We start from the raw sequence: 26398 nt of genomic DNA on the forward strand, positions 1-26398 counted from the left end.
AGGCTAATATGAAAACAAGACCGATCTGGACGCATAGAATGGGAGTGGCATTTTGAAGAATATTTGTCTTTTAGGAGCAACAGGATCAATAGGAGAGCAGACGTTAGACGTATTGCGCATGCATCAAGATCAATTCCGTCTCGTCTCGATGACTTTCGGTAAAAATGCCGAGAAAGCGATACCGTTGATCAGAACGTTTCAGCCGAAATATGTAGCAGTCGGCGACATGGATACATATCAAAAAGTGAAAGAGGCGTCTTTTTCTCATGAATGTCAAATCGGCATCGGAGAAGAAGGCCTGATTGAAGCGGCAGTCATGGATGAAGTGGATATCGTGGTCAATGCGCTGCTCGGAAGCGTCGGTTTAATTCCGACTTTGAAAGCGATTGAACAGAAAAAAACAATTGCCCTTGCAAATAAGGAAACTCTCGTCACTGCCGGGCATATAGTGAAAGGACACGCAAAACAATACGGCGTTCCTCTTCTTCCGGTCGACAGCGAACATTCCGCTATTTTTCAGGCGCTGCAAGGCGAACAGAGCAAAAATATCGAGCGTCTGATCATTACAGCATCCGGCGGCAGTTTCAGAGATAAAACGCGGCAGGAGCTTGAGTCTGTAACGATTGCCGACGCCCTTAATCACCCGAACTGGTCGATGGGTGCAAAGATTACGATTGACTCGGCTACAATGATGAATAAAGGGCTTGAAGTCATTGAAGCGCATTGGCTGTTTGACATTCCGTATGAACAGATTGACGTTGTTTTACATAAGGAGAGCATCATTCATTCGATGGTTGAATTTCACGACAGAAGCGTCATCGCCCAGCTCGGAAATCCGGACATGAGGGTGCCGATTCAATACGCGCTGACATATCCGGACCGGCTGCCTCTGCCTGAAACAAAAAGGCTTGAATTATGGGAGATCGGAAGCCTCCATTTTGCGAAAGCTGACTTTGAAAGGTTCCGCTGCTTACAATTTGCCTTTGAATCAGGTAAAATAGGGGGAACGATGCCGACGGTTTTAAATGCGGCTAATGAAGAAGCAGTTGCCGCTTTTCTTGGCGGACGGATTTCGTTCTTAACGATTGAAGATCTGATTGAAAAAGCATTGAACCGCCACAGCGTAATTCAGGATCCGAGTCTTGCGGATATCCAAGAAGTGGACAAAGACACCCGGGGATACGTTAATTCAATACTCACATAAGGTGGTATGTTCGTGAATACAGTTATCGCGTTTATTATTATTTTCGGAACGCTCGTTTTCTTCCATGAGCTGGGGCATTTACTGCTCGCCCAAAGAGCGGGAATCCTTTGCCGCGAGTTTGCGATCGGTTTCGGGCCCAAAATCTTTTCATTTAAAAAGAATGAAACCGTGTATACGATCAGGCTCCTTCCGGTCGGCGGGTTCGTCCGCATGGCCGGTGAAGATCCGGAGATGATTGAAGTCAAACCGGGTTATACCGTCGGTCTTCTTTTTAATAAAGACGACGAAGTGGAAAAAGTCATCATTAATCAAAAGGAAAAATACCCCGACGCTTTAATTATCGAGGTAGAGACGGCTGATCTTGAGCACGAAATGAAGATTACCGGGTACGAGCAGGGGAAAGAAGATGAGCTGGCGGCCTTTACTGTCAGCCAGACCTCTTTTTTCATCGTAGACGGAGAAGAAGTGCAGATTGCGCCTTACAACCGTCAATTCGGGTCAAAACCCGTATGGCAGCGGATTAAGGCGATTGCAGCCGGTCCGATTATGAACTTCATCTTAGCGTATGTCATTCTCGTCATGCTTGGATTTATTCAGGGCGTGCCTTCGAATCAGCCTGAGCTCGGGAAGCTGACGGACAATGGACGTGCTGCGGCTGCCGGTTTACAAGAAGGCGACTATATCCAGAGCATTAACGGTGAAAAAATGCGGTCATGGACTGACATCGTGACAGCGGTAAAAGACAATCCCGGGAAAAAAATCGATGTCGCCGTCAAACGGGACGGCAAATCGTTTCATATCTCGGTTACCCCTGAAGCCGTAAAAGATGAAAACAAAAAAACAATCGGCCGCTTCGGCTCTTATGCGCCGACTGAAAAAGGCGCGTTCGCAGCGATCGCTTACGGCGCGACATCTACTGTTGATGTCACAAAGGCGATCCTGACCAACTTAAGCAAAATCGTGACAGGCCAGTTTAAGCTTGATATGCTTTCGGGTCCTGTGGGGATTTATGATATGACGGATCAGGTTGCAAAAACCGGCATCATCAATCTATTCCAGTTTGCGGCATTTTTAAGCATCAACCTTGGAATCGTCAACCTGCTGCCGATCCCGGCGCTTGACGGCGGACGGCTGCTGTTTTTATTCATTGAAGCAATCCGCGGTAAGCCGATTAACCGTGACAAGGAAGCATTTGTCGTATTTATCGGCGTAGCTTTCTTAATGCTTCTTATGCTGGTTGTCACATGGAACGATATCCAGCGTTTATTCTTATAATTGACTAGTAAAAAATCAGAGGTGCGAAGACATGAGACAAAGTTTGACGCTTATTCCGACCCTGAGAGAAGTGCCGGCTGATGCTGAAGCAAAAAGCCATAAGCTTCTGCTGAGAGCGGGATTTATCAGACAAAATACGAGCGGGGTTTACAGCTACATGCCCCTTGCTTACAGGGTCATTCAAAACATTCAGAAGATCGTGCGTGAAGAAATGGAAAAAATCAACGCGGTGGAAATGCTGATGCCGGCCCTTCAGCAGGCCGAAACATGGCAGGAATCAGGCAGATGGTATACGTACGGGCCTGAATTGATGCGTCTGAAAGACCGTCACGGCCGCGAATTTGCTTTAGGCGCGACGCATGAAGAAGTCATTACTTCTCTCGTGCGCGATGAGGTGAAATCTTATAAGCGTCTGCCGCTCACTCTTTACCAGATCCAGTCTAAATTCAGAGATGAAAAACGCCCGCGTTTCGGGTTATTGCGGGGACGCGAATTCATCATGAAAGATGCGTATTCTTTCCATGCCTCTGAAGAAAGTCTGGAGGAAACATACCAAAACATGTACGGCGCATACAGCAGCATTTTCGCACGGTGCGAATTAAACGTCCGTCCCGTTATCGCTGACTCAGGCGCAATGGGCGGAAAAGACACGCATGAATTTATGGCTCTTTCCGAAATAGGGGAAGACACCATCGCTTATTCCGATGAATCCTCTTACGCAGCCAACACGGAAATGGCCGAAGTTGTCATGAAAAGCGAGCCTTCCAATGAAAAACCCGAGGCGCTGGAGAAAATTGATACGCCGAATGTTAAAAGCATTGAAGAGCTGGCTTCTTTCCTTCAGATTGAACCGAGCGCCTGCATCAAATCCATGCTGTTTAAAGCAGATGACCGATTTGTTCTCGTGTTAGTAAGGGGCGATCATGAGGTCAATGACGTAAAAGTGAAAAACCTTCTAAACGCGGAAGTGGTTGAGCTTGCGTCTCATGAAGAGGTAGCGGAGAAGCTTGGCACGGAGCCGGGATTTGCGGGGCCGATCGGCGCTGCCGGCGACATTGAGATTTATGCCGACCAGGCTGTGAAAGTCATGGTAAACGCCGTAAGCGGCGCGAATGAAAAAGACCGCCATTACAGAAACGTAAACATCGAACGCGATGCGTCTGTAAAAGCATATGCCGATCTTCGAATCATTCAGGAAGGCGATCCGTCACCTGACGGAAAAGGCAAGATCCGCTTCGCTGAAGGAATTGAGGTCGGACAAGTCTTTAAGCTCGGTACGCGTTACTCTGAAGCGATGAATGCGACATACCTTGATGAAAACGGGCGTGCGCAGCCGATGCTGATGGGATGTTACGGAATCGGCGTATCAAGAACGCTTTCAGCAATCGCCGAACAGCACCACGACGAAAAAGGCCTGATCTGGCCGAAAAGCGTTGCTCCGTATGATCTTCATATTTTGGCGCTGAATATGAAAAACGAAGCGCAAAAAGAGCTTGCCGAGCAGCTATACGGTAAACTCCAAGCCGAAGGTTATGAAGTGTTATACGATGACCGCGCTGAACGCGCAGGCGTGAAATTTGCTGACTCTGACCTGATCGGCCTTCCGATCCGCATTACTGTCGGTAAACGTGCAGATGAAGGCATCGTAGAAGTGAAAATCCGCAAAACCGGTGAATCTGCCGAAGTTTCAGTGGATGAGCTTTCTGAATTTATCAAGACGAAGTAATCACCATAACGAATCGTACAAAATCATGTTAAAATAGAGAAAAAAGAAGGTACCTCATCACCTGCGGAGGTACCTTCACTTATGATGTTTTAAGGGAGGGATACTGTCTGAATGGAACAGTTATCAGTAAACAGAAGACAGTTTCAGATTCTTCTTCAGCAGCTTAATATGACAGATGATACCTTCATGACATACTTTGAAGACGGAGAGATTGATAAACTGACAATCCATAAAGCAGAAAAGGCCTGGCATTTTCAATTTCGCTTTAAGGCTCTTTTGCCGTATCAAATATATGACTCATTCATGATGAGATTAACACAATCGTTTGCTCACATTGCCCGGGTCACATCGTCCATTCAAGTCATTGATCCTAGAGTGTCAGAGAAGCTTGTACAGGATTATTGGACACGCTGTATCGAAGAGCTTGAAGGAACCTCGCCGCCGATGGTGGCACTTTTGAATCAGCAGAAACCGAAGCTCAAGGGAAACAAGCTGATCGTGAAAACAAAAACAGATACAGAAGCATCGGCGCTCAAAAATAAATACAGCGCTCTGATTCAGCACAGCTATCGCCAATTCGGTTTCCCGGAACTGCAGCTGGATACCGAAACTTTCGTGTCTGACCAAGAAGTCCAGAAATTCCGCGAGCAAAAGCTTGCTGAAGATCAGGAGCGGGCGATGCAGGCGCTTATCGAAATGGAGAAGAAGGAAAAAGAGGGCGATGAGGATCAAGCGCCGTCCGGCCCGCTTGTCATCGGCTATCAAATTAAAGAGAACGAAGAAATCCGGACGCTTGACAGCATCATGGATGAAGAAAGAAGAATTACGGTGCAGGGCTATGTGTTTGATGCTGAAACACGCGAGCTGAAAAGCGGACGCACGCTCTGCATTTTCAAAATCACGGACTATACAAACAGTATTTTAGTAAAAATGTTTGCGAGAGAAAAAGAAGACGCCGCCCTGATGAAAACACTGAAAAAGGGCATGTGGGTGAAAGCGCGGGGAAGCATCCAAAACGATACATTCGTCAGAGACCTCGTCATGATTGCAAATGACGTGAATGAAATAAAAGCCGAAACCCGTGAAGACACCGCTCCTGAAGGCGAAAAGCGGGTAGAGCTTCATCTGCATTCCCCGATGAGTCAAATGGACGCTGTAACGGGAATCGGAAAGCTTGTCGAACAGGCGAAAAAATGGGGGCATGAAGCGATTGCCTTAACTGATCATGCCGTCGTGCAGTCCTTCCCGGATGCCTATTCCGCCGCGAAAAAACACGGTATTAAAATGATTTACGGAATGGAAGCCAACATCGTAGATGACGGCGTTCCGATCGCATACAATCCCGCTCACCGTCTTCTTGAAGAGGACACATATGTCGTCTTTGACGTTGAAACGACAGGTCTGTCTGCCGTGTATGACACGATCATTGAGCTGGCCGCAGTCAAAATAAGAGGCGGAGAAATCATTGATAAATTCGAAGCGTTCGCCAATCCGCATCATCCGCTGTCAGCAACGACGATAGAGCTTACCGGGATTACGGATGACATGGTCCGCGACGCTCCCGATGTCGTTGACGTTGTCCGGGATTTTAAAGAGTGGATCGGCGATGATGTGCTTGTGGCTCATAACGCCAGCTTTGATATGGGATTTTTAAATGTAGCGTACAAGCGCCTTCTGAAAACGGAAAAAGCGAAAAATCCGGTCATTGATACGCTGGAACTCGCGCGTTTCCTGTATCCTGAATTTAAAAATCACCGCTTAAATACGTTATGTAAAAAGTTTGATATTGAATTAACCCAGCATCACCGTGCGGTCTTTGACGCTGAAGCAACGGGATACCTGCTGTTGAAAATGCTTAAAGACGCGGCTGAAAAAGATATTTTTTATCATGATCAGCTGAATGAGAATATGGGACAATCCAATGCTTACCAAAGATCGAGACCTTATCACGCAACATTGCTTGCCGTAAATGAGACCGGCCTGAAAAATCTGTTTAAGCTCGTGTCGATTTCTCATATTCAATATTTCTACAGAGTGCCGCGCATTCCGAGGTCACAGCTTAACAAATACAGAGAAGGCCTGTTAATCGGCTCTGCCTGTGACAGGGGAGAGGTTTTTGAAGGCATGATGCAAAAATCACCTGAAGAGGTTGAAGATATCGCATCCTTCTATGACTACCTTGAAGTGCAGCCGCCGGAAGTATACAGACACCTGCTGCAGCTTGAACTCGTCCGGGATGAAAAAGCGCTGAAAGAAATCATCGCCAACATTACGAAGCTCGGGGAAAAATTGAATAAGCCGGTCGTTGCTACGGGAAATGTCCACTATTTAAACGATGAGGATAAAATTTACCGAAAGATCTTAATTTCTTCCCAAGGCGGCGCCAACCCGTTAAACAGGCATGAACTGCCAAAGGTGCACTTCAGAACGACAGATGAAATGCTGGAGGCTTTCTCTTTTCTGGGTGCGGAAAAAGCGAAAGAAATCGTGGTTGACAATACGCAGAAAGTCGCTTCGATGATCGAAGAGATCAAGCCGATTAAAGACGACCTGTACACGCCGAAAATTGAAGGTGCTGATGAAGAAATCCGTGAAATGAGCTATCAGCGCGCGAGAAGCATTTACGGTGAGGAGCTTCCCGAAATTGTTGAAGCGAGAATAGAAAAAGAATTAAAAAGCATCATCGGCCACGGATTCGCCGTTATTTATCTCATTTCACATAAGCTTGTCAAACGGTCTTTGGATGACGGCTATCTCGTCGGCTCCCGGGGGTCCGTCGGTTCATCACTTGTGGCGACCTTAACGGAAATTACTGAAGTGAACCCGCTTGCTCCGCATTATGTGTGCCCGAGCTGCCGGTATTCCGAATTCTTTAATGACGGATCAGTCGGTTCCGGTTTTGACCTTCCGGATAAAAGCTGCCCGTCTTGCGGCACTCCTTTGAAAAAGGACGGACATGATATTCCGTTTGAAACGTTCTTAGGCTTTAAAGGTGACAAAGTACCTGATATCGACTTGAACTTCTCAGGTGAGTATCAGCCGCATGCCCATAACTACACGAAAGTGCTGTTCGGGGAAGATAATGTTTATCGCGCGGGAACGATCGGCACCGTTGCGGAAAAGACGGCTTACGGATATGTGAAAGGCTATGCGGGCGACCACAACCTTCATATGCGCGGCGCGGAGATCGACCGCCTTGTACAGGGATGCACCGGCGTTAAGAGAACGACCGGCCAGCACCCGGGGGGCATTATCGTTGTGCCGGATTACATGGATATTTACGATTTTTCACCAATTCAATTCCCTGCTGATGCGACAGGGTCTGAATGGAAAACGACTCACTTTGACTTCCACTCCATTCATGACAACCTGCTGAAGCTTGATATATTGGGGCACGATGATCCGACAGTCATCCGGATGCTTCAGGATTTAAGCGGAATTGATCCGAAGACGATTCCGACAGATGATCCGGAAGTCATGAAGATTTTCCAAGGCACAGAATCGCTCGGCGTCACTGAAGAACAGATCGGCTGTAAAACGGGGACGCTCGGCATTCCTGAATTCGGGACGCGATTTGTACGGCAGATGCTTGAGGATACAAAGCCGACGACGTTCTCTGAGCTTGTCCAGATTTCCGGGCTTTCCCACGGAACGGACGTATGGCTCGGCAATGCACAGGAACTGATACACAACAATACGTGTGAACTGAGCGAAGTGATCGGCTGCCGCGATGACATTATGGTTTACTTGATTTATCAGGGCCTTGAGCCTTCACTGGCCTTTAAGATCATGGAATTTGTCCGTAAAGGCAAAGGCCTGACGCCGGAATGGGAAGAAGAAATGAAAAAGAACAATGTGCCGAACTGGTATATTGATTCATGCAAAAAAATCAAATACATGTTCCCGAAAGCCCACGCCGCTGCATACGTATTAATGGCGGTGCGGATTGCATACTTTAAAGTGCATCACGCGCTTTTATATTATGCTGCGTATTTTACCGTGCGCGCAGATGACTTTGACATTGATACGATGATTAAAGGCTCGACTGCCATCAGAGCGGTGATGGATGATATCAGCTCTAAAGGGCTTGATGCTTCGCCGAAGGAAAAAAACCTCCTGACCGTGTTAGAGCTTGCGCTTGAAATGTGTGAACGCGGCTATTCTTTCCAGAAGGTCGATCTATACCGTTCCAGCGCTTCGGAATTTATCATTGACGGCAACAGTCTGATTCCGCCGTTCAACTCGATTCCGGGGCTTGGAACCAATGCCGCTCTCAATATTGTAAAAGCGCGGGAAGAAGGAGAGTTCCTTTCAAAAGAGGACCTTCAAAAACGCGGAAAAGTGTCAAAAACCATTTTAGAGTATTTAGACCGCCACGGCTGTCTGGAGTCGCTCCCGGATCAAAATCAGCTGTCTCTGTTTTAAGCTTTGAGGACAGCCGTCTGAGCGGAGTTTGATTTGCATTAAATATATGGTTATGGTATAGTTTTATTGGAAATGCTAACGATTACCGAGGCAAAGAGTGGGGAAACCCGCTCTTTTGTATTGAACAGGCAATTTTGCCTCGACATGTCCATCGTTTTCTCAAAGCCCCTGCTCTTTAGAAGCAGGGTTTTTATGCAGAGGAACGGCTGATATGATATCGACAGCACAAGGAGGAAAAACATGAGCAAAAAAGTGACTGATACCGTTCAAGGAATGGCTCAGCCCATACTGGATGACCTTCAGCTTGAACTCGTAGACATTGAATTTGTCAAAGAGGGTCAAAACTGGTTCCTTCGCGTGTTTATTGATTCCGATAACGGTGTTGATATTGAGGAGTGCGCCAAAGTCAGCGAAGCGTTAAGCGAAAAGCTGGATGAGGCCGATCCGATCACTCAGAACTACTTTCTTGAAGTATCTTCTCCTGGAGCCGAGCGTCCATTAAAGAAAAAAGCCGACTTCGAAAAATCACTGGGTAAAAATGTGTACATGAAAACGTACGAACCGATTGACGGTTTAAAAGTGTTTGAAGGCAAATTGGCTGAATTTGATGGACAAACTGCTACAATAGAGATGACAATTAAAACAAGAAAGAAACGGGTCAATATTCCGTATGAAAAAATAGCTAACGCAAGATTAGCTGTAACATTTTAATCAATGAAGTATTAGTGTTTAAGGGGGGAGACCGCTAACATGAGCAGTGAACTATTAGATGCCCTCACGATTCTTGAAAAAGAAAAAGGCATCAGTAAAGACATTATCATCGAAGCAATTGAAGCTGCCTTAATTTCTGCGTATAAGCGAAATTTTAACCAGGCGCAAAACGTACGGGTCGATCTGAACCGTGAAACGGGCACCATCCGCGTGTTCGCCAGAAAGGATGTCGTAGACGAGGTATACGATTCAAGGCTTGAAATCTCGCTTGACGACGCCCAGCACATCCATCCGAACTACCTTGTCGGAGATGTCGTTGAAATAGAAGTAACGCCGAAAGACTTCGGCCGCATTGCCGCGCAGACGGCGAAACAAGTTGTGACGCAGCGTGTCCGTGAGGCTGAGCGCGGCGTGATTTACTCGGAATTTATCGATCGTGAAGAAGACATCATGACGGGAATTGTACAGCGCTTAGACAGCAAGTTTATTTACGTGTCTCTCGGCAAGATTGAAGCGCTGCTGCCCGTTAATGAACAAATGCCGAATGAGAGCTATAAACCTCACGATCGGATTAAAGTATTTATCACAAAAGTCGAAAAAACGACAAAAGGGCCGCAGATCTACGTATCAAGAACGCATCCCGGTCTTTTGAAACGTCTTTTTGAAATCGAAGTGCCGGAAATTTATGACGGAACGGTCGAGCTGAAATCCGTTGCCAGAGAAGCGGGCGACCGCTCCAAAATCTCTGTCCGCACTGATGATGCTGACGTTGATCCTGTCGGTTCATGCGTCGGGCCTAAAGGCCAGCGCGTGCAGGCGATCGTCAATGAACTGAAAGGCGAAAAAATTGATATCGTCAACTGGTCTGATGATCCGGTTGAATTTGTTGCCAATGCGCTCAGCCCATCTAAAGTGCTGGATGTCATCGTCAACGAAGAAGAAAAAGCCACGACTGTCGTTGTTCCTGATTACCAGCTTTCTCTGGCGATCGGAAAAAGAGGGCAAAACGCCCGCTTAGCTGCGAAACTGACAGGCTGGAAAATTGATATCAAAAGTGAAACGGATGCAAGAGAACTTGGCATCTTTCCGAGAGAGCATGAAGAAGATGACGATTTAGAGCCGCTCTTTATGGAGCCTGAAACAGCAGAATCGGATGAATAAGAGGTGACTTTAGGTGAATAAGCGAAAAAAAATTCCTCTGCGTAAATGTGTGGTAACGGGGGAAATGAAGCCTAAAAAGGAACTGATCCGAATTGTCCGTTCAAAAGAAGGAGAGATTTCAGTCGATCCGATAGGCAAGAAGAACGGGCGGGGTGCCTATATCACCCTGGAGAAAGAATGCATCTTAGCTGCGAAAAAGAAAAACACATTGCAAAATCAATTTCAATCACAAATCGATGACCAGATTTTCGAAGAATTGCTGGAACTGGCGGAAAAGGTGAAAAAATAACATGTCTGGAATGGAATGGTTTCCCTTGCTGGGTCTGGCCAATCGAGCTCGTAAGGTCGTGTCGGGCGAGGACTTGGTTATAAAAGAAATTAGAAATGCGCGTGCAAAACTTGTTCTGCTGACAGAAGATGCATCTGCGAATACTGCAAAAAAAGTATCCGATAAATGCAATTATTATAAAGTACCTTATAAAAAAGTCGAAAGCCGCGCGGATCTCGGCCGCTCTATCGGCAAGGAATCACGTGTCGTTGTCGCCGTCACTGACCAAGGTTTTGCGAATAAGCTGATCAGCTTGCTCGATTAATATTTTTGGGGGTGAACGAATGGCTAAAATGAGAGTATACGAATATGCAAAAGCCATCAATGTTTCAAGTAAGGAAATTTTGACTGCGCTGAAAAACATGGATATAGTAGTAAATAACCATATGGCAACGCTTGAAGAAAAGACCATTAAGCAGCTTGATGCGAAATTTAAAAAAGGCGGCGCCGGCGTTAAATCTCAAAAGCCTGCGGAAACGAACAAAAACAAGCAGCCGCAAGGGGTTAATCAGCAGCCTGCTGGGAATCAACCAAACAAAATTCGAGACGGAAAGAAGAATGACGTGCAGAATAATCAATTTAACAAAAACAAGAAGAATAACAACAACAAAAACAAAAACAAACGCAATCATAACAACAAAAATCAGCATCAGCAAAAACCGCTGAAGCCGAAAAAAGAGCTTCCTGAGAAAATTACGTTTTCCGGCTCTTTAACAGTCGGAGCTTTAGCCGAGGAACTTGGCAAAGAGCCGTCTGAACTCATTAAAAAACTAATGCTTCTGGGCGTAATGGCTACGATTAACCAGGAGCTTGACAAAGACACAATCGAACTGATCGCATCTGAATACGGTGTGGAAACAGAAGAAGTGATTGTGCTCGAAGAAACTGAGCTTGAAAAATACGAAGAGGCTGACAAAGAAGAAGATCTTCAAATCCGTCCGCCTGTCGTGACAATCATGGGCCACGTTGACCACGGGAAAACGACCCTTCTTGACAGCATCAGAAAAACAAAGGTTGTTGAAGGAGAAGCGGGCGGAATCACCCAGCATATCGGGGCTTACCAGATCGAAGAAAACGGCAAAAAAATCACGTTCTTGGATACACCGGGACACGCGGCGTTCACAACGATGCGCGCGCGCGGAGCGGAAGTAACCGATATTACCATTTTAGTCGTAGCGGCTGATGACGGCGTTATGCCGCAAACAGTCGAAGCCATCAACCATGCGAAAGCGGCTGAGGTTCCGATTATCGTTGCCGTGAATAAAGTGGATAAAGAGAGCGCGAACCCTGACCGTGTCATGCAGGAGCTGACTGAATATGGACTCGTTCCTGAAGCATGGGGAGGAGAAACGATTTTCGTTCCTCTGTCCGCGCTTACAGGCAAGGGAATTGACGAGCTTGTCGAAATGATTCTGCTTGTCAGTGAAGTGGAAGAGCTGAAAGCCAATCCGAACCGTCAGGCAAAAGGAACGGTTATTGAAGCTGAGCTTGATAAAGGAAGAGGATCTGTCGCGACACTTCTCGTTCAAACGGGAACATTGCATGTCGGAGATCCGATCGTTGTCGGAAACACATTCGGCCGCGTGCGGGCCATGGTCAATGATCTCGGCCGCCGCGTGAAAACAGCCGGACCGTCCACACCTGTAGAGATCACAGGCTTAAACGACGTACCGCAGGCTGGCGATCAATTCCTCGTCTTTAAAGACGAAAAAACAGCCCGTTCTGTCGGTGAAGCGCGCGCTTCCAAACAATTGGACGAACAGCGCAGCGACAAAGCGAAGCTGAGCCTCGATGATCTGTTTGAACAAATTAAACAAGGTGATGTCAAAGACATCAACTTAATCGTAAAAGCGGACGTTCAAGGTTCTGCAGAAGCGTTAACGGCCGCTCTTCAAAAAATTGAAGTAGAAGGCGTAAAAGTGAAAATCATTCACACAGGCGTCGGTGCGATTACGGAATCAGACATCATTCTCGCATCTGCTTCAAATGCAATCGTTATCGGGTTTAATGTGCGCCCAGACGGAAATGCTAAGAGCACGGCTGAAGCAGAAAATGTAGATATCCGCCTTCACCGTATCATTTACAAAGTCATCGAAGAAATTGAAGCGGCGATGAAAGGAATGCTTGATCCTGAATACGAAGAAAAAGTCATCGGCCAGGTTGAAGTGCGCCAAACATTCAAAGTGTCGAAAATCGGTACGATTGCCGGCGGATATGTAACAGACGGCCACATTACACGTGACAGCGGACTCCGCTTGATCCGTGACGGCGTCGTTATCTTCGAAGGCGAAGTAGACGTTCTGAAACGCTTCAAAGATGATGTGAAAGAAGTTTCACAAGGATATGAATGTGGTATTACAATTAAGAAATACAATGACATTCGCGAAGGTGACATCCTTGAAGCGTATGTCATGCAGGAAATCGAAAGAAAGTGATCGGATTTGCGGAATGTGAATGCATCATTTACGATGCGGGATCATTAAAGGAGAAACGGGCCGTTCTGAAGCGGATTATAACGAGGGTCCGGAATAAGTTCAACGTGTCGGCCGCAGAAATCGGCTATCAGGACACTTGGCAGAGGACCAGCTTCGGAATCGCCGTCGTCTCCTCCTCTCACGTTCAGGCGGAAAAGGAGATTCAGCGCGTACTCGCGTTTATTGACTCCTTTCCCGAAATAGAACGGACGATCACTAGAACAGAGTGGTTTTAACTTAGAGGTGATTGAATTGAGTATGAGAGCAAACCGTGTCGGCGAACAGATGAAAAAAGAGCTCGGAGATATTATCAGCCGAAAGCTGAAAGATCCGAGAATCGGATTTCTGACTGTAACAGACGTACGTGTTTCAGGTGATTTGCAAATAGCGAAGGTGTATATCTCCGTTCTCGGCGGAGAGAAAAAGAAAGAGGAGGCGCTGAAAGGGCTTGAGAAAGCGAAGGGATTTATCCGTTCTGAAATCGGCAGCCGAATCAGACTCCGCAAAACGCCAGAGCTTGAATTTGAATTTGATGAATCAATTGAATACGGCAACCGTATTGAAACACTGATTCACGAACTGCATTCAGATAAACCGTCTGAATAACGGGAAAAGAGGATGGGCGTTGTCGTCTGTCCTCTTTTCTGCGTTTTACAGGGATACAATGATAACAAAGGAGCGAAAGACAGATGGTTAACGGAGTTCTCCTTTTACATAAACCGGTCGGCATGACTTCTCACGACTGTGTAATGAAAATAAGAAAACTGTTAAAAACAAAGAAAGTCGGGCATACGGGAACGCTTGATCCGGAAGTGTCAGGCGTACTGCCGATCTGTGTCGGACGGGCCACAAAGATTGTTGAGTACGTCACCGACAAATCAAAAACGTACGATGCTGAGATCACTCTCGGTTTCTCCACATCGACTGAAGACCAGACGGGGGAAACCGTCAGCGTAAAACCTGTCAAGGAGCCGATAAAAGAAGCGGATATCAAAGCCGTTTTAGACGAACTGAAGGGGCCGCAGGAACAAGTGCCGCCGATGTATTCCGCGGTCAAGATCAACGGGAAAAAGCTCTACGAATATGCCAGAGCCGGTATTGAAGTGGAACGGCCGAAGCGGAATATCACGATTGAGGATATCGCGCTTACTTCACCTGTCACTTATAAGGATGATACAGCGTCATTCCGTTTCACAGTCACGTGCTCAAAAGGCACTTACGTCAGAACATTGGCGGTGACAATCGGTGAAAAGCTTGGCTATCCCGCTCATATGTCCCACCTCATCCGCACCGCTTCCGGCGATTTCAGCCTGGATGAGTGTTTTACGTTTGAGGAGCTTGAGCAGCAGGTTTCAGCCGGCACGGTTGCAGAGCATGCGGTGCCTATCGAAAGAGCGCTCAATCATTTGCCGAAATGGGTCATAAGTGATACATTAGCTAGGAAAGCTGAAAACGGGTCAGTGTTTGACATACCGGCGGAATTTTCTGCAATGACAGCTGACGCCCGTATAGCTGTCTGTACCGAAGCCGGAGAATGTGTGGCCATTTATATGCCGCACCCTTCAAAACATGGACTGCTGAAACCGGCTAAAGTGCTGATGCAAAAAAGCGAACAATAAGAAAAAAGGTGACCGTTCTGTGAAGACGATACATATTTCTCATCCGCATCATTTACAAAAAGAAGAGCAGCCGGCGTCTGTCATGGCCCTCGGCTACTTTGACGGCGTTCATTTGGGACACCGGAAAGTAATCGGAACAGCCAGACAAATTGCCGAAGAAAAAAACCTGTCGCTTGCCGTCATGACGTTTCATCCGCACCCCTCCCATGTTCTGGGCAGAGACAAAGAGCCAAAGGATCTGATTACGCCGCTTGAAGATAAAATCAGCCAGATCAGCCGTTTAGGCGCTGATGTGCTGTATATCGTAAAGTTTGATGAATCGTTTGCGGCTCTTTCTCCAAAACAGTTTGCCGAGGAGTATATTTTAGGATTGAACGCCCGGCACGCGGTGGGAGGCTTTGATTTTACGTACGGAAAATACGGAAAAGGCACGATGGCTACGCTGCCGGACGATTTAGACGGCAAGGCCGAATGCACGACTGTCGAAAAACAGACCGAGCAGGACAGAAAGATCAGCTCAACTTATATCCGGTCAGCGCTGCAGGATGGCGACGTGGAGCTGGCACACACGCTCCTCGGCCAGCCGTATTTTATCAGGGGCACTGTGATCCACGGAGACAAAAGAGGCCGCACCATCGGCTTTCCGACGGCGAATATCGGTCTGCACAACAGTTATATCGTGCCGCCGACAGGCGTGTATGCCGTGAAGGCCGAAATAAAAGGCAGGGTGTATGAAGGCGTCTGCAATATCGGCTACAAACCGACCTTTTATGAAAAGCGTCCCGATCAGCCGTCAATTGAAGTTCATTTATTTGATTTTCAACAGGATGTATACGGAGAAGACGTTAAAATCGAGTGGTATAAACGCATCCGGAGCGAACGGAAGTTTAACGGCATCGACGAACTGACGGCTCAGATTGAGAAAGACAAACAAGAAGCGATCCGTTTTTTCAGCAAATAACGGAAAAAACATCAAAAGTACACAAATTTTATTCTAAAAGATTTGCATATGGGCGCGATTTTTAGTATCATATGTTTCGTAGTCTTAAAACCATTGCTTGGCAATCCGAAGTCACCGACGGTTGCTAGGTAACTGGGGCTAATTATAATATGGAGGTGAAACAGGATGGCAATTACTCAAGAGCGTAAAAATCAACTCATCAGTGAGTTCAAAACACACGAATCTGATACTGGATCTCCAGAAGTTCAGATCGCTATCCTAACAGACTCAATTAACAACTTGAACGAGCATTTGCGTACTCATAAGAAAGATCACCACTCACGTCGCGGTCTTCTTAAAATGGTAGGTAAACGTCGTAATCTTCTTACGTATCTGCGTAATAAAGACGTAACTCGTTACCGTGAGTTAATTAACAAACTAGGCTTACGTCGATAATCGTAAAAAGCGGGAGGATTCCCGCTTTTTTATCGTATTAAAGCGAAAAAAATAATAATAAAAAAACAATGAAATCCTTTTACATACTACTTTGACATTGATATGTTCAATTCATTTCGTTCATAATAGGAGTAATTGATTATTTCACACATTAAGAGAGGAGCTCGTAATCGAATGGGACAAGAGAAACATGTCTTTACCATAGATTGGGCCGGCAGACAGCTTACAGTAGAAACCGGCCAGCTTGCCAAACAGGCAAACGGCGCTGTTATGGTCCGCTACGGCGATACCGCAGTGCTCAGCACAGCAACCGCATCAAAAGAACCGAAACCGCTAGATTTTTTCCCGCTTACCGTTAATTATGAAGAAAGATTATACGCAGTCGGTAAAATTCCGGGCGGCTTTATTAAAAGAGAAGGCCGTCCGAGTGAAAAGGCCGTTTTAGCCAGCCGTCTGATTGACCGCCCGATCCGCCCGCTTTTTGCAGACGGATTCCGTAACGAAGTACAGGTCATCAGCATTGTCATGAGTGTCGATCAAAACTGCTCATCTGAAATGGCTGCAATGTTCGGTTCATCACTCGCTCTTTGCGTTTCCGATATTCCGTTTGAAGGCCCGATTGCGGGTGTGACGGTAGGCCGCATTGACGGGGAGTTCATCATCAATCCGACGGTTGACCAGCTTGAAAAAAGTGATATTAACCTTATCGTTGCAGGCACAAAAGACGCCATCAACATGGTGGAAGCGGGAGCGGATGAAGTTCCTGAGGAAATCATGCTTGAAGCGATTATGTTCGGCCACGAAGAAATTAAGCGCCTGATCGCTTTCCAAGAAGAAATTGTTGCGGCAGTCGGCAAAGAAAAAACGGAAATCGCACTGTATGAAATTGATGCAGAGCTCAGCGAGAAAGTGAAAAGTCTTGCGGAGCCGGATCTGCTCAGCGCCATTCAAGTTCATGAAAAGCATGCGCGCGAAGATGCGATCAGTAAAGTGAAAGATGCAGTCGTCGCGAAATTTGAAGAAGAAGAGCACGATGAAGATACGATCAAAAAAGTGAAACAGACACTGTCTAAACTTGTGAAAAACGAAGTGCGCCGTTTGATCACAGAAGAAAAAGTCCGTCCTGACGGCCGCGGCGTCGATCAAATCCGCCCGCTTTCTTCAGAAGTCGGCCTTCTGCCGAGAACGCATGGCTCAGGGCTGTTTACGAGAGGACAGACCCAGGCGCTCAGCGTATGTACATTAGGCGCTCTTGGCGACGTTCAGATTCTTGACGGTTTAGGCGTGGAAGAATCAAAACGGTTTATGCATCATTATAACTTCCCGCAATTCAGCGTAGGGGAGACAGGCCCGATGCGCGGACCGGGACGCCGTGAGATCGGTCACGGGGCTCTTGGAGAGCGTGCGCTTGAGCCGGTCATTCCGAATGAAAAAGACTTCCCGTATACGGTTCGCCTCGTATCCGAAGTGCTTGAATCAAACGGTTCCACTTCACAGGCCAGCATTTGCGCGAGCACGCTTGCCATGATGGACGCCGGTGTTCCGATTAAAGCGCCTGTTGCAGGTATCGCTATGGGACTTGTGAAATCAGGCGAGTACTACACAGTATTAACGGATATTCAAGGAATGGAAGATGCCCTCGGTGACATGGACTTTAAAGTAGCCGGTACGGAAAAAGGCGTAACAGCGCTGCAAATGGACATTAAAATCGAAGGCCTTTCAAGAGAAATCCTTGAAGAAGCGCTTCAGCAGGCGAAAAAAGGAAGAATGGAAATCCTGAACAGCATGCTCAGCACGCTTGGTGAATCAAGAAAAGAACTTTCTCAATATGCACCGAAAATTTTAACGATGACAATCAATCCGGATAAAATCCGTGACGTTATCGGGCCGAGCGGCAAACAAATCAACAAAATCATTGAAGATACCGGTGTTAAAATTGACATTGAACAAGACGGCACCATCTTTATTTCTTCTACTGATGAAAGCAGCAACCAAAAAGCGAAAAAAATCATCGAAGATCTTGTCAGAGAAGTCGAAGTCGGCCAGCTTTACCTCGGTAAAGTCAAACGGATTGAAAAATTCGGCGCTTTCGTTGAAATCTTCAGCGGAAAAGACGGTCTCGTTCACATCTCTGAACTTGCGCTCGAACGGGTAGGCAAGGTTGAGGATGTTGTGAAAATCGGTGACGAAATCCTTGTGAAGGTAACGGAAATTGATAAACAGGGACGTGTCAACCTGTCGCGTAAAGCAGTGCTGCGCGAAGAGAAAGAAAAAGAGCAGGAACAACAACAATCTTAAATGAAAACCTAACAAGGAGCCTGGGAGACCCGGCTTCTTTATTTTGAGAAAGACAACAGCGGGTTCTACCTTGTCCTCTTTATACATAATGTGTGATGAGGGGGGAAGGACATGTTGAAAAAATTCGTGCCGTTTGCCGTTTTTTTATTTCTTTTTTTTGTTTCGTTTGAAATGATAAAAAACCCGTATACAGTTGATTACATAGACGCAATGAAAAAAGACGGAGTGACTGTGTCAGCATCAAAAGATCCGCTTTATGAGGAATTGCTGCAAAAAGCGCCGGAGTATGAAGTGAAGCCGCAAGATGCGAGGATTGATAAAATATGGAAGAGTATACCGGGATATAACGGTTTAAAGGTCAATGTGGAAAAATCCTATAAACAAATGAAAAAGGACGGAGAATTTCATGAAGATGATCTTGTCTATGAACAGGTAAAACCGAAAGTCCATCTCGACTCTCTTTCGCCCGAACCCATTTATAAAGGAAATCCCGATAAACCGATGGTCGCTTTCCTGATAAATGTCGCCTGGGGAAATGAATACGTGGAGCAAATGCTGCCTATTCTGAAACAGCATCAGGTCAAAGCAACTTTCTTTCTTGAAGGGAAATGGCTGAAAAACAATCAGGAACTTGGGAAAAAAATAGCGGCAGACGGACATGAAATCGGAAATCATTCATACAATCACCCAGATATGAGCAAACTGACTTCAGGAAGCATTTCCGAACAGCTTGACAAAACCAATGCACAAATCAGCGAGACGCTCGGCATGAAGCCGAAATGGTTTGCGCCGCCAAGCGGCAGCTTCAGAAAAGCCGTGGTCGACCTTGCGGCGGAAAAAGGAATGGGCACCATCATGTGGACCGTTGACACCATAGACTGGCAAAAACCGTCTCCGGCTGTTTTACAAACAAGAGTGTTGAGCAAAATACATAACGGAGCCATGATTTTAATGCATCCGACTGATCCGACTGCGAAAAGCCTGGAAACACTGATTACAAAAATTAAAGAAAAAGGCTATGCGCTCGGCTCGGTGTCTGACTTAATGGATGAAAACAGGCTGATGAAGTAGCAGGCGGCAGTTTGCCTGTCTTTGAATAGGAGGAACAAACTTGATAAAACGCTATACATGCCAAAACGGTGTAAGAGTTGTGCTTGAAAATAATCCAACGGTGCGGTCTGTGGCAATCGGCGTCTGGATCGGAACGGGATCACGCCATGAAACGCCGGATACAAACGGTATTTCGCACTTTCTCGAGCATATGTTTTTTAAAGGAACAAATACCAGGTCAGCACGGGAAATCGCAGAATCCTTCGATCGGATAGGCGGCCAAGTGAATGCCTTCACTTCAAAAGAATATACGTGTTATTACGCAAAAGTGCTGGATGAGCATGCCAACTACGCACTTGATGTGCTGGCTGATATGTTCTTTCATTCTGCTTTTGACGAGGATGAACTCAAAAAAGAAAAGAACGTCGTATATGAAGAAATCAAAATGTACGAAGACGCGCCGGACGACATTGTCCACGATCTGCTGAGCAAAGCGACATACGGCAATCATTCGCTCGGCTACCCGATTCTCGGGACAGAGGAAACCCTTTCATCGTTTAACGGCGATTCTCTCAGACAGCATATGGATGACTTTTACACACCGGACCGCGTCGTCATTTCTGTCGCCGGAAATGTTACGGAACAATTCATAAAAGACGTGGAGAAATGGTTCGGTACATACGAAGCGAAGGGCAAAGCAAGCGGCATCAGCGAGCCTGAGTTTCATTATGAAAAGCTGACCAGAAAAAAAGACACGGAACAGGCGCACCTCTGCCTTGGTTTCAAAGGTCTGAAAGTCGGGGATCCGGATGTTTACGATTTAATCGTTTTAAACAACGTGCTGGGCGGAAGCATGAGCAGCCGTCTTTTCCAGGATGTGCGTGAAGATAAAGGACTGGCTTATTCTGTATACAGCTATCACAGTTCTTATGAAGACAGCGGTATGCTGACGATTTACGGAGGCACCGGCGCCAATCAGCTCGATCTTCTGTCTGAAACCATTCAAGAAACGTTATCGGTGTTAAAACGTGACGGCATTACCCCGAAAGAACTGGAAAACAGCAAAGAGCAAATGAAGGGAAGTTTAATGCTCAGCTTAGAAAGCACAAACAGCAAAATGAGCCGGAACGGGAAAAACGAACTTCTGCTCAGAAAGCATAAGACGATGGATGAAATTATCGCTGAATTAAATGCAGTCAGCCTGGAAAGCGTCAACGGTCTCAGCCGCCGATTATTTACGGATGATTACGCATTATCGCTCATCAGTCCGACCGGAAATATGCCGGCCTCATCTTAAACGGGAAGTCTGCCTCTCTAGGGGGCAGGCATTTTTTTTTGCCCGGAATCATATAGTACAAGGGGGTGGCTATCATGAGGCTCAGTGAACTGTCAGGTAAAGAAATTGTAGACATTAAACGGGCGGAGCGGCTCGGCGTGCTCGGCCAGACTGATTTGGAAATTAATGAACAGGACGGGCAAATTACCGCGCTGTTGATCCCGACGGTAAAATGGTTTGGATTGCGAAAACAAGGCCACGACATCCGTGTCCCCTGGAACCATATTCAAAAAATCGGGTCAGACATGATCATTTTAGACGTTCCCGGGGAGATCACTCCTCCTGAAGAGTAGACCGTATTCATTTTTCGCAAGCACCGGCTCAAACAGCCGGTGCTTTTTTTATGAAAAAGACGCTGTACATTCACCGCCCTTTCTCTTTGCACATACGATGAAGAGGAGGATGACACTTAAAAGATCCAGTAACTGTAAAGAAGGTGAACGTTTCAAATGTTAACCGGATTGACAATTGCGATTATTGGCGGTGACGCAAGACAGCTTGAGATTATAAGGAAGCTGACAGAACAGCATGCCGATATTTATCTTGCAGGATTTGACCAATTGGATGACGGTTTTACAGGAACCGTCAAATGTAAAATTGATGAGATTCCATTTCCGAAAATAGACAGTATCATCCTGCCTGTATCGGCAACGACCGGAGAAGGCGTTGTATCAACGGTTTTTTCAAATGAAGAAGTGGTATTAAAGCAGAGCTATCTTGAGCAGACACCGGAGCATTGCGTGATTTATTCAGGCATCTCTAATGCATACCTTGAGGGCATCGCCAGCGAAGCCGGCCGCAAGCTTGTTAAATTATTTGAGCGGGATGACATCGCGATATTCAACTCGATTCCCACAGTTGAAGGGACAATCATGATGGCGATTCAGCATACGGATTATACCATTCACGGGTCAAATGTCGCCGTTCTCGGTATGGGGCGCACCGGTATGACGATCGCCCGGACGTTTGCAGCGTTAGGAGCGAAGGTAAAAGTGGGCGCACGGAGTTCGGCTCATTTGGCCCGTATATCGGAAATGGGGCTTTCTCCTTTTCAAATTGAAGAACTTACTGATCATGTAAATGATATTGATATTTGTATTAACACCGTACCGAGTCTGATTCTGAATCAAAGCGTTTTATCGCGCATGACGCCGAAGACCTTGATTTTGGATTTAGCATCCCGTCCGGGCGGAACGGATTTCAAATATGCTGAAAAACAGGGCATTAAAGCGCTGCTTGCTCCGGGTCTTCCGGGAATTGTGGCTCCGAAAACAGCCGGACAGATTATTGCGAACGTATTGAGCAAGCTTTTGGCAGACTTAAAGAAAGAGGGGAATTAGCCATGTCTCTGAAAGGGAAAAGAATCGGATTCGGATTAACCGGCTCACATTGCACATATGAGGAGGTTTTTCCGCAAATAGAAGCACTTGTCAGACAAGGGGCTGAAGTCCGGCCGATTGTGACGTCGACCGTCCAATCAACCGATACGCGCTTTGGAGAGGGGGGAGATTGGATCAGAAAAATTGAAGAAGCAACAGGTTTTGAGGTAATTGATTCCATCGTAAAAGCGGAGCCTCTCGGGCCGAAACTTCCGCTCGACTGCATGGTCATCGCCCCCTTAACCGGAAACTCAATGAGCAAACTCGCAAATGCGATGACTGACAGCCCCGTCCTTATGGCTGCGAAAGCCACGATCCGCAACAGCCGCCCGGTCGTGCTCGGCATTTCGACAAATGACGGCCTCGGTTTAAACGGAACGAATTTAATGAGGCTGATGTCCGCAAAAAACATATTTTTCATCCCGTTCGGCCAGGATGACCACGTGAGAAAACCGACATCTCTTGTCGCCAGAATGGATCTCCTTCCGATTACGGTAGAAAAAGCGCTTTTGCATCAGCAGGTTCAGCCTGTGCTTGTACAGCATTAGTCATAAAAAATCAAGACACATAAAATCATTCCGGAATAAAAAAATTCGGTCAATCCGTGACTATTCTATGGTAAAATAAAACGTAAAATGCAAAGTCAATTCAACAAATGATGCTTAATTGGCGGAAGGAGTTTTACAGATGGGAAGAGGATTACACGTAGCAGTTGTCGGAGCGACGGGAGCCGTAGGGCAGCAAATGCTGAAAACATTGGAAGACAGAAACTTTGAAATCGAAACACTCACACTACTATCCTCAAAGCGTTCTGCTGGTACGAAAGTAACGTTTAAAGGCGAAGAGTATACAGTGCAGGAAGCTGTTCCGGAAAGCTTCGAGGGCGTTCATATCGCGCTATTCAGCGCCGGCGGAAGCGTATCACAAAGCCTGGCGCCTGAGGCTGTAAAACGGGGAGCCATCGTAATTGACAATACCAGCGCATTCCGCATGGATGAAAATACACCGCTTGTAGTGCCTGAGGTGAACGAAGGTGATCTGCATAAACATAACGGCATTATCGCCAACCCTAACTGTTCAACGATTCAGATGGTGGCGGCGCTTGAACCGATCCGCAAAGCATACGGCTTGAAAAAAGTCATTGTATCTACTTACCAAGCTGTGTCCGGAGCCGGCAATGAAGCGGCGAAAGAACTGTACAGCCAGACGAAGGCGATTTTAAACAATGAGCCTGCAGAACCGTCCATTATGCCGGTTAAAGGGGACAAAAAGCATTATCAAATCGCTTTTAACGCCATTCCGCAAATTGATAAATTCCAAGATAACGGCTACACGTTTGAGGAAATGAAAATGATTAATGAAACGAAAAAAATCATGCATATGCCGAAGCTGGAAGTGGCTGCGACTTGTGTCAGACTGCCGATTGAAACAGGCCACTCAGAATCTGTTTACATTGAGCTTGACCGTGATGACGCAACCGTGGAAGACATTAAACAGCTTTTAAAAGAGGCTCCGGGTGTTACGCTTCAGGATGATCCCGCGGAGCAGCTTTACCCGATGCCTGCTGATTGCGTCGGCAAACGGGATGTATTTGTAGGAAGAATCCGTAAAGATTTGGATAGAGCAAACGGTTTTCATTTGTGGGTTGTTTCTGATAACCTGTTAAAAGGCGCCGCTTGGAACTCAGTTCAAATTGCGGAAAGCCTGCAAAAACTGAACCTCGTATAAAACAAACGTATTTTCTATAGGCGAACAGAAGAGAGTAAGGCTCTGCCTGCTCTCTTCTGTTACGTCAGACTAATTTGGAGTGAAAATAGTGAAAATCATTGTTCAAAAATTCGGCGGAACATCCGTAAAAGATGACAAAGGCCGCAAGCTTGCGTTAGCACACATTAAAGATGCCATCAGTGAAGGATATAAAGTTGTCGTTGTCGTATCGGCGATGGGAAGAAAAGGAGACCCGTACGCGACGGATTCTTTGATCGGGCTTCTTTACGGCAGCCAGTCCGACATTTCTCCGAGAGAGCAGGATATGCTTCTGTCTTGCGGAGAAACGATTTCGTCTGTTGTTTTTACCAGCATGCTGAAGGAAAACGGCATAAAAGCCGCAGCTTTAACAGGAGCCCAGGCCGGCTTTTTAACCAATGCCCAGCATACTGACGCCAAAATTATAGAAATGAAAACAGAGCGGCTGTTCGCGACACTCGCCAGCCATGATGCCGTCGTTGTGGCAGGATTTCAGGGAGCGACTGAAAAAGGCGACACGACGACGATCGGCAGAGGAGGAAGCGATACATCAGCAGCGGCGCTCGGCGCGGCGGTTGATGCTGAGTTTATCGACATTTTTACGGACGTGGAAGGCGTCATGACAGCTGATCCGAGAATCGTGGAAAATGCTAAGCCGCTTCCGAATGTCACATATACGGAAATCTGCAACCTTGCCTATCAGGGCGCGAAAGTCATTCATCCGCGCGCGGTAGAAATCGCCATGCAGGCAAAGGTGCCGATCCGCGTGCGCTCGACTTATTCAAAAGAAAAAGGAACTCTGGTGACGTCCCATCATTCGTCTAACGTCGGCAGCGATGTGTTCGAACGGCTGATCACGGGGATTGCTCATGTAAAAGACGTAACGCAATTTAAAGTTCCCGCCAAAATGGGGCAATACAATGTTCAGACAGAAGTCTTTAAAGCAATGGCGAACGCCGGCATCAGCGTAGATTTCTTTAACATTACGCCGAGTGAAATCGTTTATACCGTAGCCGGCAGTAAAACGGAAGCCGCGCGCAGCATTTTGGCCGAATTAGGCTATGAACCGACAGTGACGGAAAGCTGTGCGAAAGTGTCAGCGGTCGGTGCCGGAATAATGGGTGTGCCGGGTGTTACGTCAAAAATCGTCTCCGCACTTTCAGATAAAGGCATTCCGATTCTGCAATCCGCCGACAGCCATACGACGATCTGGGTGCTCGTTCATGAAAAAGATATGGTAACGGCCGTAAATGCGCTGCATGAAGTGTTTGAACTTTCAAAGTAAATGTGATTGAATCATGATGAGGTGAAAAAAATGAATGTCGGAAATATTTCTACAGCGATGATTACCCCTTTTGACAGTAAAGGGAATGTAGACTTTCAAAAACTGTCTACATTAATCGACTATTTGTTGAAAAACGGCACGGATTCTTTAGTCGTCGCAGGGACGACCGGCGAATCTCCGACACTTTCAACGGAAGAAAAAATTGCACTCTTTGAATTTACAGTCAAAGAAGTGAACGGACGCGTGCCTGTTATTGCGGGTACGGGAAGCAACAATACGAAAGACTCCATCAAACTGACAAAAAAAGCTGAAGAAGCCGGCGTCGATTGCGTTATGCTTGTCACGCCTTATTATAATAAGCCTTCCCAAGAGGGCATGTACCGTCATTTTAAAGCCATAGCTGAAGAAACGTCTCTTCCTGTTATGCTTTACAACGTGCCGGGCAGAACGGTCGCTTCGCTTGCGCCGGAAACGGCCATCAGACTTGCGGAGATTCCGAATATCTCTGCGATTAAAGAAGCGAGCGGTGATCTTGACGCGATTACGAAAATCATCGCCGAAACACCGGAAGATTTTTACGTCTATTCAGGTGATGACGGGTTAACCCTTCCTATTCTCGCAGTCGGCGGAAGAGGAGTCGTGTCAGTGGCCAGCCATATTGTAGGTTCTGACATGCAGCAGATGATTAAAAACTATACAAACGGGCAGACGGCAACCGCGGCACTGATTCATCAGAAACTTCTCCCGATCATGAAGGAGCTCTTTAAAGCGCCTAATCCGGCTCCGGTTAAAACGGCGCTTCAGCTGAAAGGCCTTGATGTCGGATCTGTGCGTCTTCCTCTTATTCCGCTGAATGAAGATGAGCGCCTGAGCCTGAGCAGCGTCATTAGCGAACTGTAAGAAAAAATTTATACAGTTAAAATACGCGGTCATTCTCATTTTTATCGTGAGTTTGACCGTTTTGTCTACATATTGGTTTTCCCTA

23 protein-coding genes are annotated in these 26398 nt (G+C 46.6%); all 23 read left to right on the top strand.

Translation table 11 applies throughout. From position 1 onward, the window contains the following. Nucleotides 1–52 precede the first annotated feature (52 nt). A complete protein-coding gene (dxr, locus tag ICW23_RS03920; RefSeq protein ID WP_045926447.1) occupies nt 53–1204 on the top strand; it encodes a 1-deoxy-D-xylulose-5-phosphate reductoisomerase in 1152 nt (383 codons plus the stop codon). 6 nt (nt 1205–1210) lie between these two features. Next, nucleotides 1211–2479 carry an RIP metalloprotease RseP gene (gene rseP, locus ICW23_RS03925; protein ID WP_095240712.1) on the top strand — a complete coding sequence of 423 codons (1269 nt, stop codon included), beginning with the start codon at nt 1211–1213 and terminating at the stop codon, nt 2477–2479. A 31-nt stretch (nt 2480–2510) separates the two neighbouring features. After that, nucleotides 2511–4205 (top strand): proline--tRNA ligase, encoded by a 1695-nt coding sequence (proS, locus tag ICW23_RS03930; RefSeq protein WP_016936092.1) that lies wholly within the window; start codon nt 2511–2513, stop codon nt 4203–4205. A gap of 111 nt (nt 4206–4316) precedes the next feature. Further along, nucleotides 4317–8630, top strand: coding sequence for a PolC-type DNA polymerase III (locus ICW23_RS03935; protein WP_045926444.1), 4314 nt, complete (start codon nt 4317–4319; stop codon nt 8628–8630). Nucleotides 8631–8870: 240 nt separating this feature from the next. Continuing rightward, nucleotides 8871–9341 carry a ribosome maturation factor RimP gene (gene rimP / locus ICW23_RS03940; protein ID WP_016936090.1) on the top strand — a complete coding sequence of 157 codons (471 nt, stop codon included), beginning with the start codon at nt 8871–8873 and terminating at the stop codon, nt 9339–9341. 39 nt (nt 9342–9380) lie between these two features. Continuing rightward, nucleotides 9381–10502 (top strand): transcription termination factor NusA, encoded by a 1122-nt coding sequence (gene nusA, locus ICW23_RS03945; RefSeq protein WP_016936089.1) that lies wholly within the window; start codon nt 9381–9383, stop codon nt 10500–10502. Between the two features lie 13 nt (nt 10503–10515). Continuing rightward, nucleotides 10516–10791: an RNase P modulator RnpM gene (gene rnpM, locus ICW23_RS03950; protein WP_188154052.1), complete on the top strand. Its 276-nt coding sequence runs from the start codon at nt 10516–10518 to the stop codon at nt 10789–10791. A 1-nt stretch (nt 10792) separates the two neighbouring features. Then, nucleotides 10793–11095 carry a YlxQ family RNA-binding protein gene (locus tag ICW23_RS03955; protein ID WP_003154192.1) on the top strand — a complete coding sequence of 101 codons (303 nt, stop codon included), beginning with the start codon at nt 10793–10795 and terminating at the stop codon, nt 11093–11095. Between the two features lie 19 nt (nt 11096–11114). Then, on the top strand, nt 11115–13265 hold the full coding sequence (infB, locus tag ICW23_RS03960) for a translation initiation factor IF-2 (RefSeq protein WP_049628483.1): 2151 nt from the start codon (nt 11115–11117) through the stop codon (nt 13263–13265). After that, a complete protein-coding gene (locus ICW23_RS03965) occupies nt 13262–13540 on the top strand; it encodes a DUF503 domain-containing protein (protein ID WP_016936087.1) in 279 nt (92 codons plus the stop codon). The genes infB and ICW23_RS03965 overlap by 4 nt, the downstream gene beginning before the upstream one ends. A 16-nt stretch (nt 13541–13556) precedes the next feature. After that, nucleotides 13557–13910, top strand: a complete 354-nt coding sequence (gene rbfA / locus ICW23_RS03970; RefSeq protein ID WP_003154185.1) for a 30S ribosome-binding factor RbfA — start codon at nt 13557–13559, stop codon at nt 13908–13910. Nucleotides 13911–13993: 83 nt separating this feature from the next. Next, on the top strand, nt 13994–14923 hold the full coding sequence (truB, locus tag ICW23_RS03975; protein WP_188154053.1) for a tRNA pseudouridine(55) synthase TruB: 930 nt from the start codon (nt 13994–13996) through the stop codon (nt 14921–14923). Nucleotides 14924–14942: 19 nt separating this feature from the next. Beyond that, nucleotides 14943–15884 carry a bifunctional riboflavin kinase/FAD synthetase gene (ribF, locus tag ICW23_RS03980; RefSeq protein ID WP_016936085.1) on the top strand — a complete coding sequence of 314 codons (942 nt, stop codon included), beginning with the start codon at nt 14943–14945 and terminating at the stop codon, nt 15882–15884. Between the two features lie 165 nt (nt 15885–16049). Beyond that, nucleotides 16050–16319, top strand: coding sequence for a 30S ribosomal protein S15 (gene rpsO / locus ICW23_RS03985; RefSeq protein WP_003154182.1), 270 nt, complete (start codon nt 16050–16052; stop codon nt 16317–16319). Nucleotides 16320–16493: 174 nt separating this feature from the next. Beyond that, nucleotides 16494–18617 (top strand): polyribonucleotide nucleotidyltransferase, encoded by a 2124-nt coding sequence (pnp, locus tag ICW23_RS03990; RefSeq protein WP_016936084.1) that lies wholly within the window; start codon nt 16494–16496, stop codon nt 18615–18617. 111 nt (nt 18618–18728) lie between these two features. Then, nucleotides 18729–19688, top strand: a complete 960-nt coding sequence (locus ICW23_RS03995) for a polysaccharide deacetylase family protein (protein ID WP_188154054.1) — start codon at nt 18729–18731, stop codon at nt 19686–19688. A 40-nt stretch (nt 19689–19728) separates the two neighbouring features. Continuing rightward, nucleotides 19729–20964: a M16 family metallopeptidase gene (locus ICW23_RS04000; RefSeq protein WP_016936082.1), complete on the top strand. Its 1236-nt coding sequence runs from the start codon at nt 19729–19731 to the stop codon at nt 20962–20964. Nucleotides 20965–21038: 74 nt separating this feature from the next. Then, nucleotides 21039–21296 carry a YlmC/YmxH family sporulation protein gene (locus ICW23_RS04005; RefSeq protein WP_003154176.1) on the top strand — a complete coding sequence of 86 codons (258 nt, stop codon included), beginning with the start codon at nt 21039–21041 and terminating at the stop codon, nt 21294–21296. A gap of 156 nt (nt 21297–21452) precedes the next feature. Next, nucleotides 21453–22343: a dipicolinic acid synthetase subunit A gene (gene dpaA, locus ICW23_RS04010; protein ID WP_064778920.1), complete on the top strand. Its 891-nt coding sequence runs from the start codon at nt 21453–21455 to the stop codon at nt 22341–22343. A gap of 2 nt (nt 22344–22345) precedes the next feature. Further along, nucleotides 22346–22930: a dipicolinate synthase subunit B gene (gene dpaB / locus ICW23_RS04015; RefSeq protein WP_188154055.1), complete on the top strand. Its 585-nt coding sequence runs from the start codon at nt 22346–22348 to the stop codon at nt 22928–22930. Between the two features lie 139 nt (nt 22931–23069). Beyond that, complete coding sequence (gene asd / locus ICW23_RS04020) at nt 23070–24110, top strand: aspartate-semialdehyde dehydrogenase (protein WP_003154169.1); 1041 nt, start codon at nt 23070–23072, stop codon at nt 24108–24110. Between the two features lie 88 nt (nt 24111–24198). Continuing rightward, the gene (gene dapG, locus ICW23_RS04025; RefSeq protein WP_016936078.1) at nt 24199–25413 is read left to right on the top strand and encodes an aspartate kinase; all 1215 of its coding nucleotides are present in this window, start codon (nt 24199–24201) and stop codon (nt 25411–25413) included. 30 nt (nt 25414–25443) lie between these two features. Continuing rightward, a complete protein-coding gene (gene dapA / locus ICW23_RS04030) occupies nt 25444–26313 on the top strand; it encodes a 4-hydroxy-tetrahydrodipicolinate synthase (protein ID WP_003154166.1) in 870 nt (289 codons plus the stop codon). The last annotated feature ends 85 nt before the right edge of the window (nt 26314–26398 follow it).

This window comes from Bacillus sp. 1021 (assembly GCF_014534735.1).
GTDB classification, from domain to species: domain Bacteria; phylum Bacillota; class Bacilli; order Bacillales; family Bacillaceae; genus Bacillus; species Bacillus siamensis.

Excerpts from the sequence above, each read along its gene's own strand:
- rseP (WP_095240712.1), top strand. The coding sequence starts at position 1,211 with ATGTTCGTGAATACAGTTATCGCGTTTATTATTATTTTCGGAACGCTC.
- proS (WP_016936092.1), top strand. The coding sequence starts at position 2,511 with ATGAGACAAAGTTTGACGCTTATTCCGACCCTGAGAGAAGTGCCGGCT.
- ICW23_RS03935 (WP_045926444.1), top strand. The coding sequence starts at position 4,317 with ATGGAACAGTTATCAGTAAACAGAAGACAGTTTCAGATTCTTCTTCAG.
- rimP (WP_016936090.1), top strand. The coding sequence starts at position 8,871 with ATGAGCAAAAAAGTGACTGATACCGTTCAAGGAATGGCTCAGCCCATA.
- nusA (WP_016936089.1), top strand. The coding sequence starts at position 9,381 with ATGAGCAGTGAACTATTAGATGCCCTCACGATTCTTGAAAAAGAAAAA.
- ICW23_RS03955 (WP_003154192.1), top strand. The coding sequence starts at position 10,793 with ATGTCTGGAATGGAATGGTTTCCCTTGCTGGGTCTGGCCAATCGAGCT.
- infB (WP_049628483.1), top strand. The coding sequence starts at position 11,115 with ATGGCTAAAATGAGAGTATACGAATATGCAAAAGCCATCAATGTTTCA.
- truB (WP_188154053.1), top strand. The coding sequence starts at position 13,994 with ATGGTTAACGGAGTTCTCCTTTTACATAAACCGGTCGGCATGACTTCT.
- rpsO (WP_003154182.1), top strand. The coding sequence starts at position 16,050 with ATGGCAATTACTCAAGAGCGTAAAAATCAACTCATCAGTGAGTTCAAA.
- pnp (WP_016936084.1), top strand. The coding sequence starts at position 16,494 with ATGGGACAAGAGAAACATGTCTTTACCATAGATTGGGCCGGCAGACAG.
- ICW23_RS03995 (WP_188154054.1), top strand. The coding sequence starts at position 18,729 with ATGTTGAAAAAATTCGTGCCGTTTGCCGTTTTTTTATTTCTTTTTTTT.
- ICW23_RS04005 (WP_003154176.1), top strand. The coding sequence starts at position 21,039 with ATGAGGCTCAGTGAACTGTCAGGTAAAGAAATTGTAGACATTAAACGG.
- dpaA (WP_064778920.1), top strand. The coding sequence starts at position 21,453 with ATGTTAACCGGATTGACAATTGCGATTATTGGCGGTGACGCAAGACAG.
- dpaB (WP_188154055.1), top strand. The coding sequence starts at position 22,346 with ATGTCTCTGAAAGGGAAAAGAATCGGATTCGGATTAACCGGCTCACAT.
- asd (WP_003154169.1), top strand. The coding sequence starts at position 23,070 with ATGGGAAGAGGATTACACGTAGCAGTTGTCGGAGCGACGGGAGCCGTA.
- dapA (WP_003154166.1), top strand. The coding sequence starts at position 25,444 with ATGAATGTCGGAAATATTTCTACAGCGATGATTACCCCTTTTGACAGT.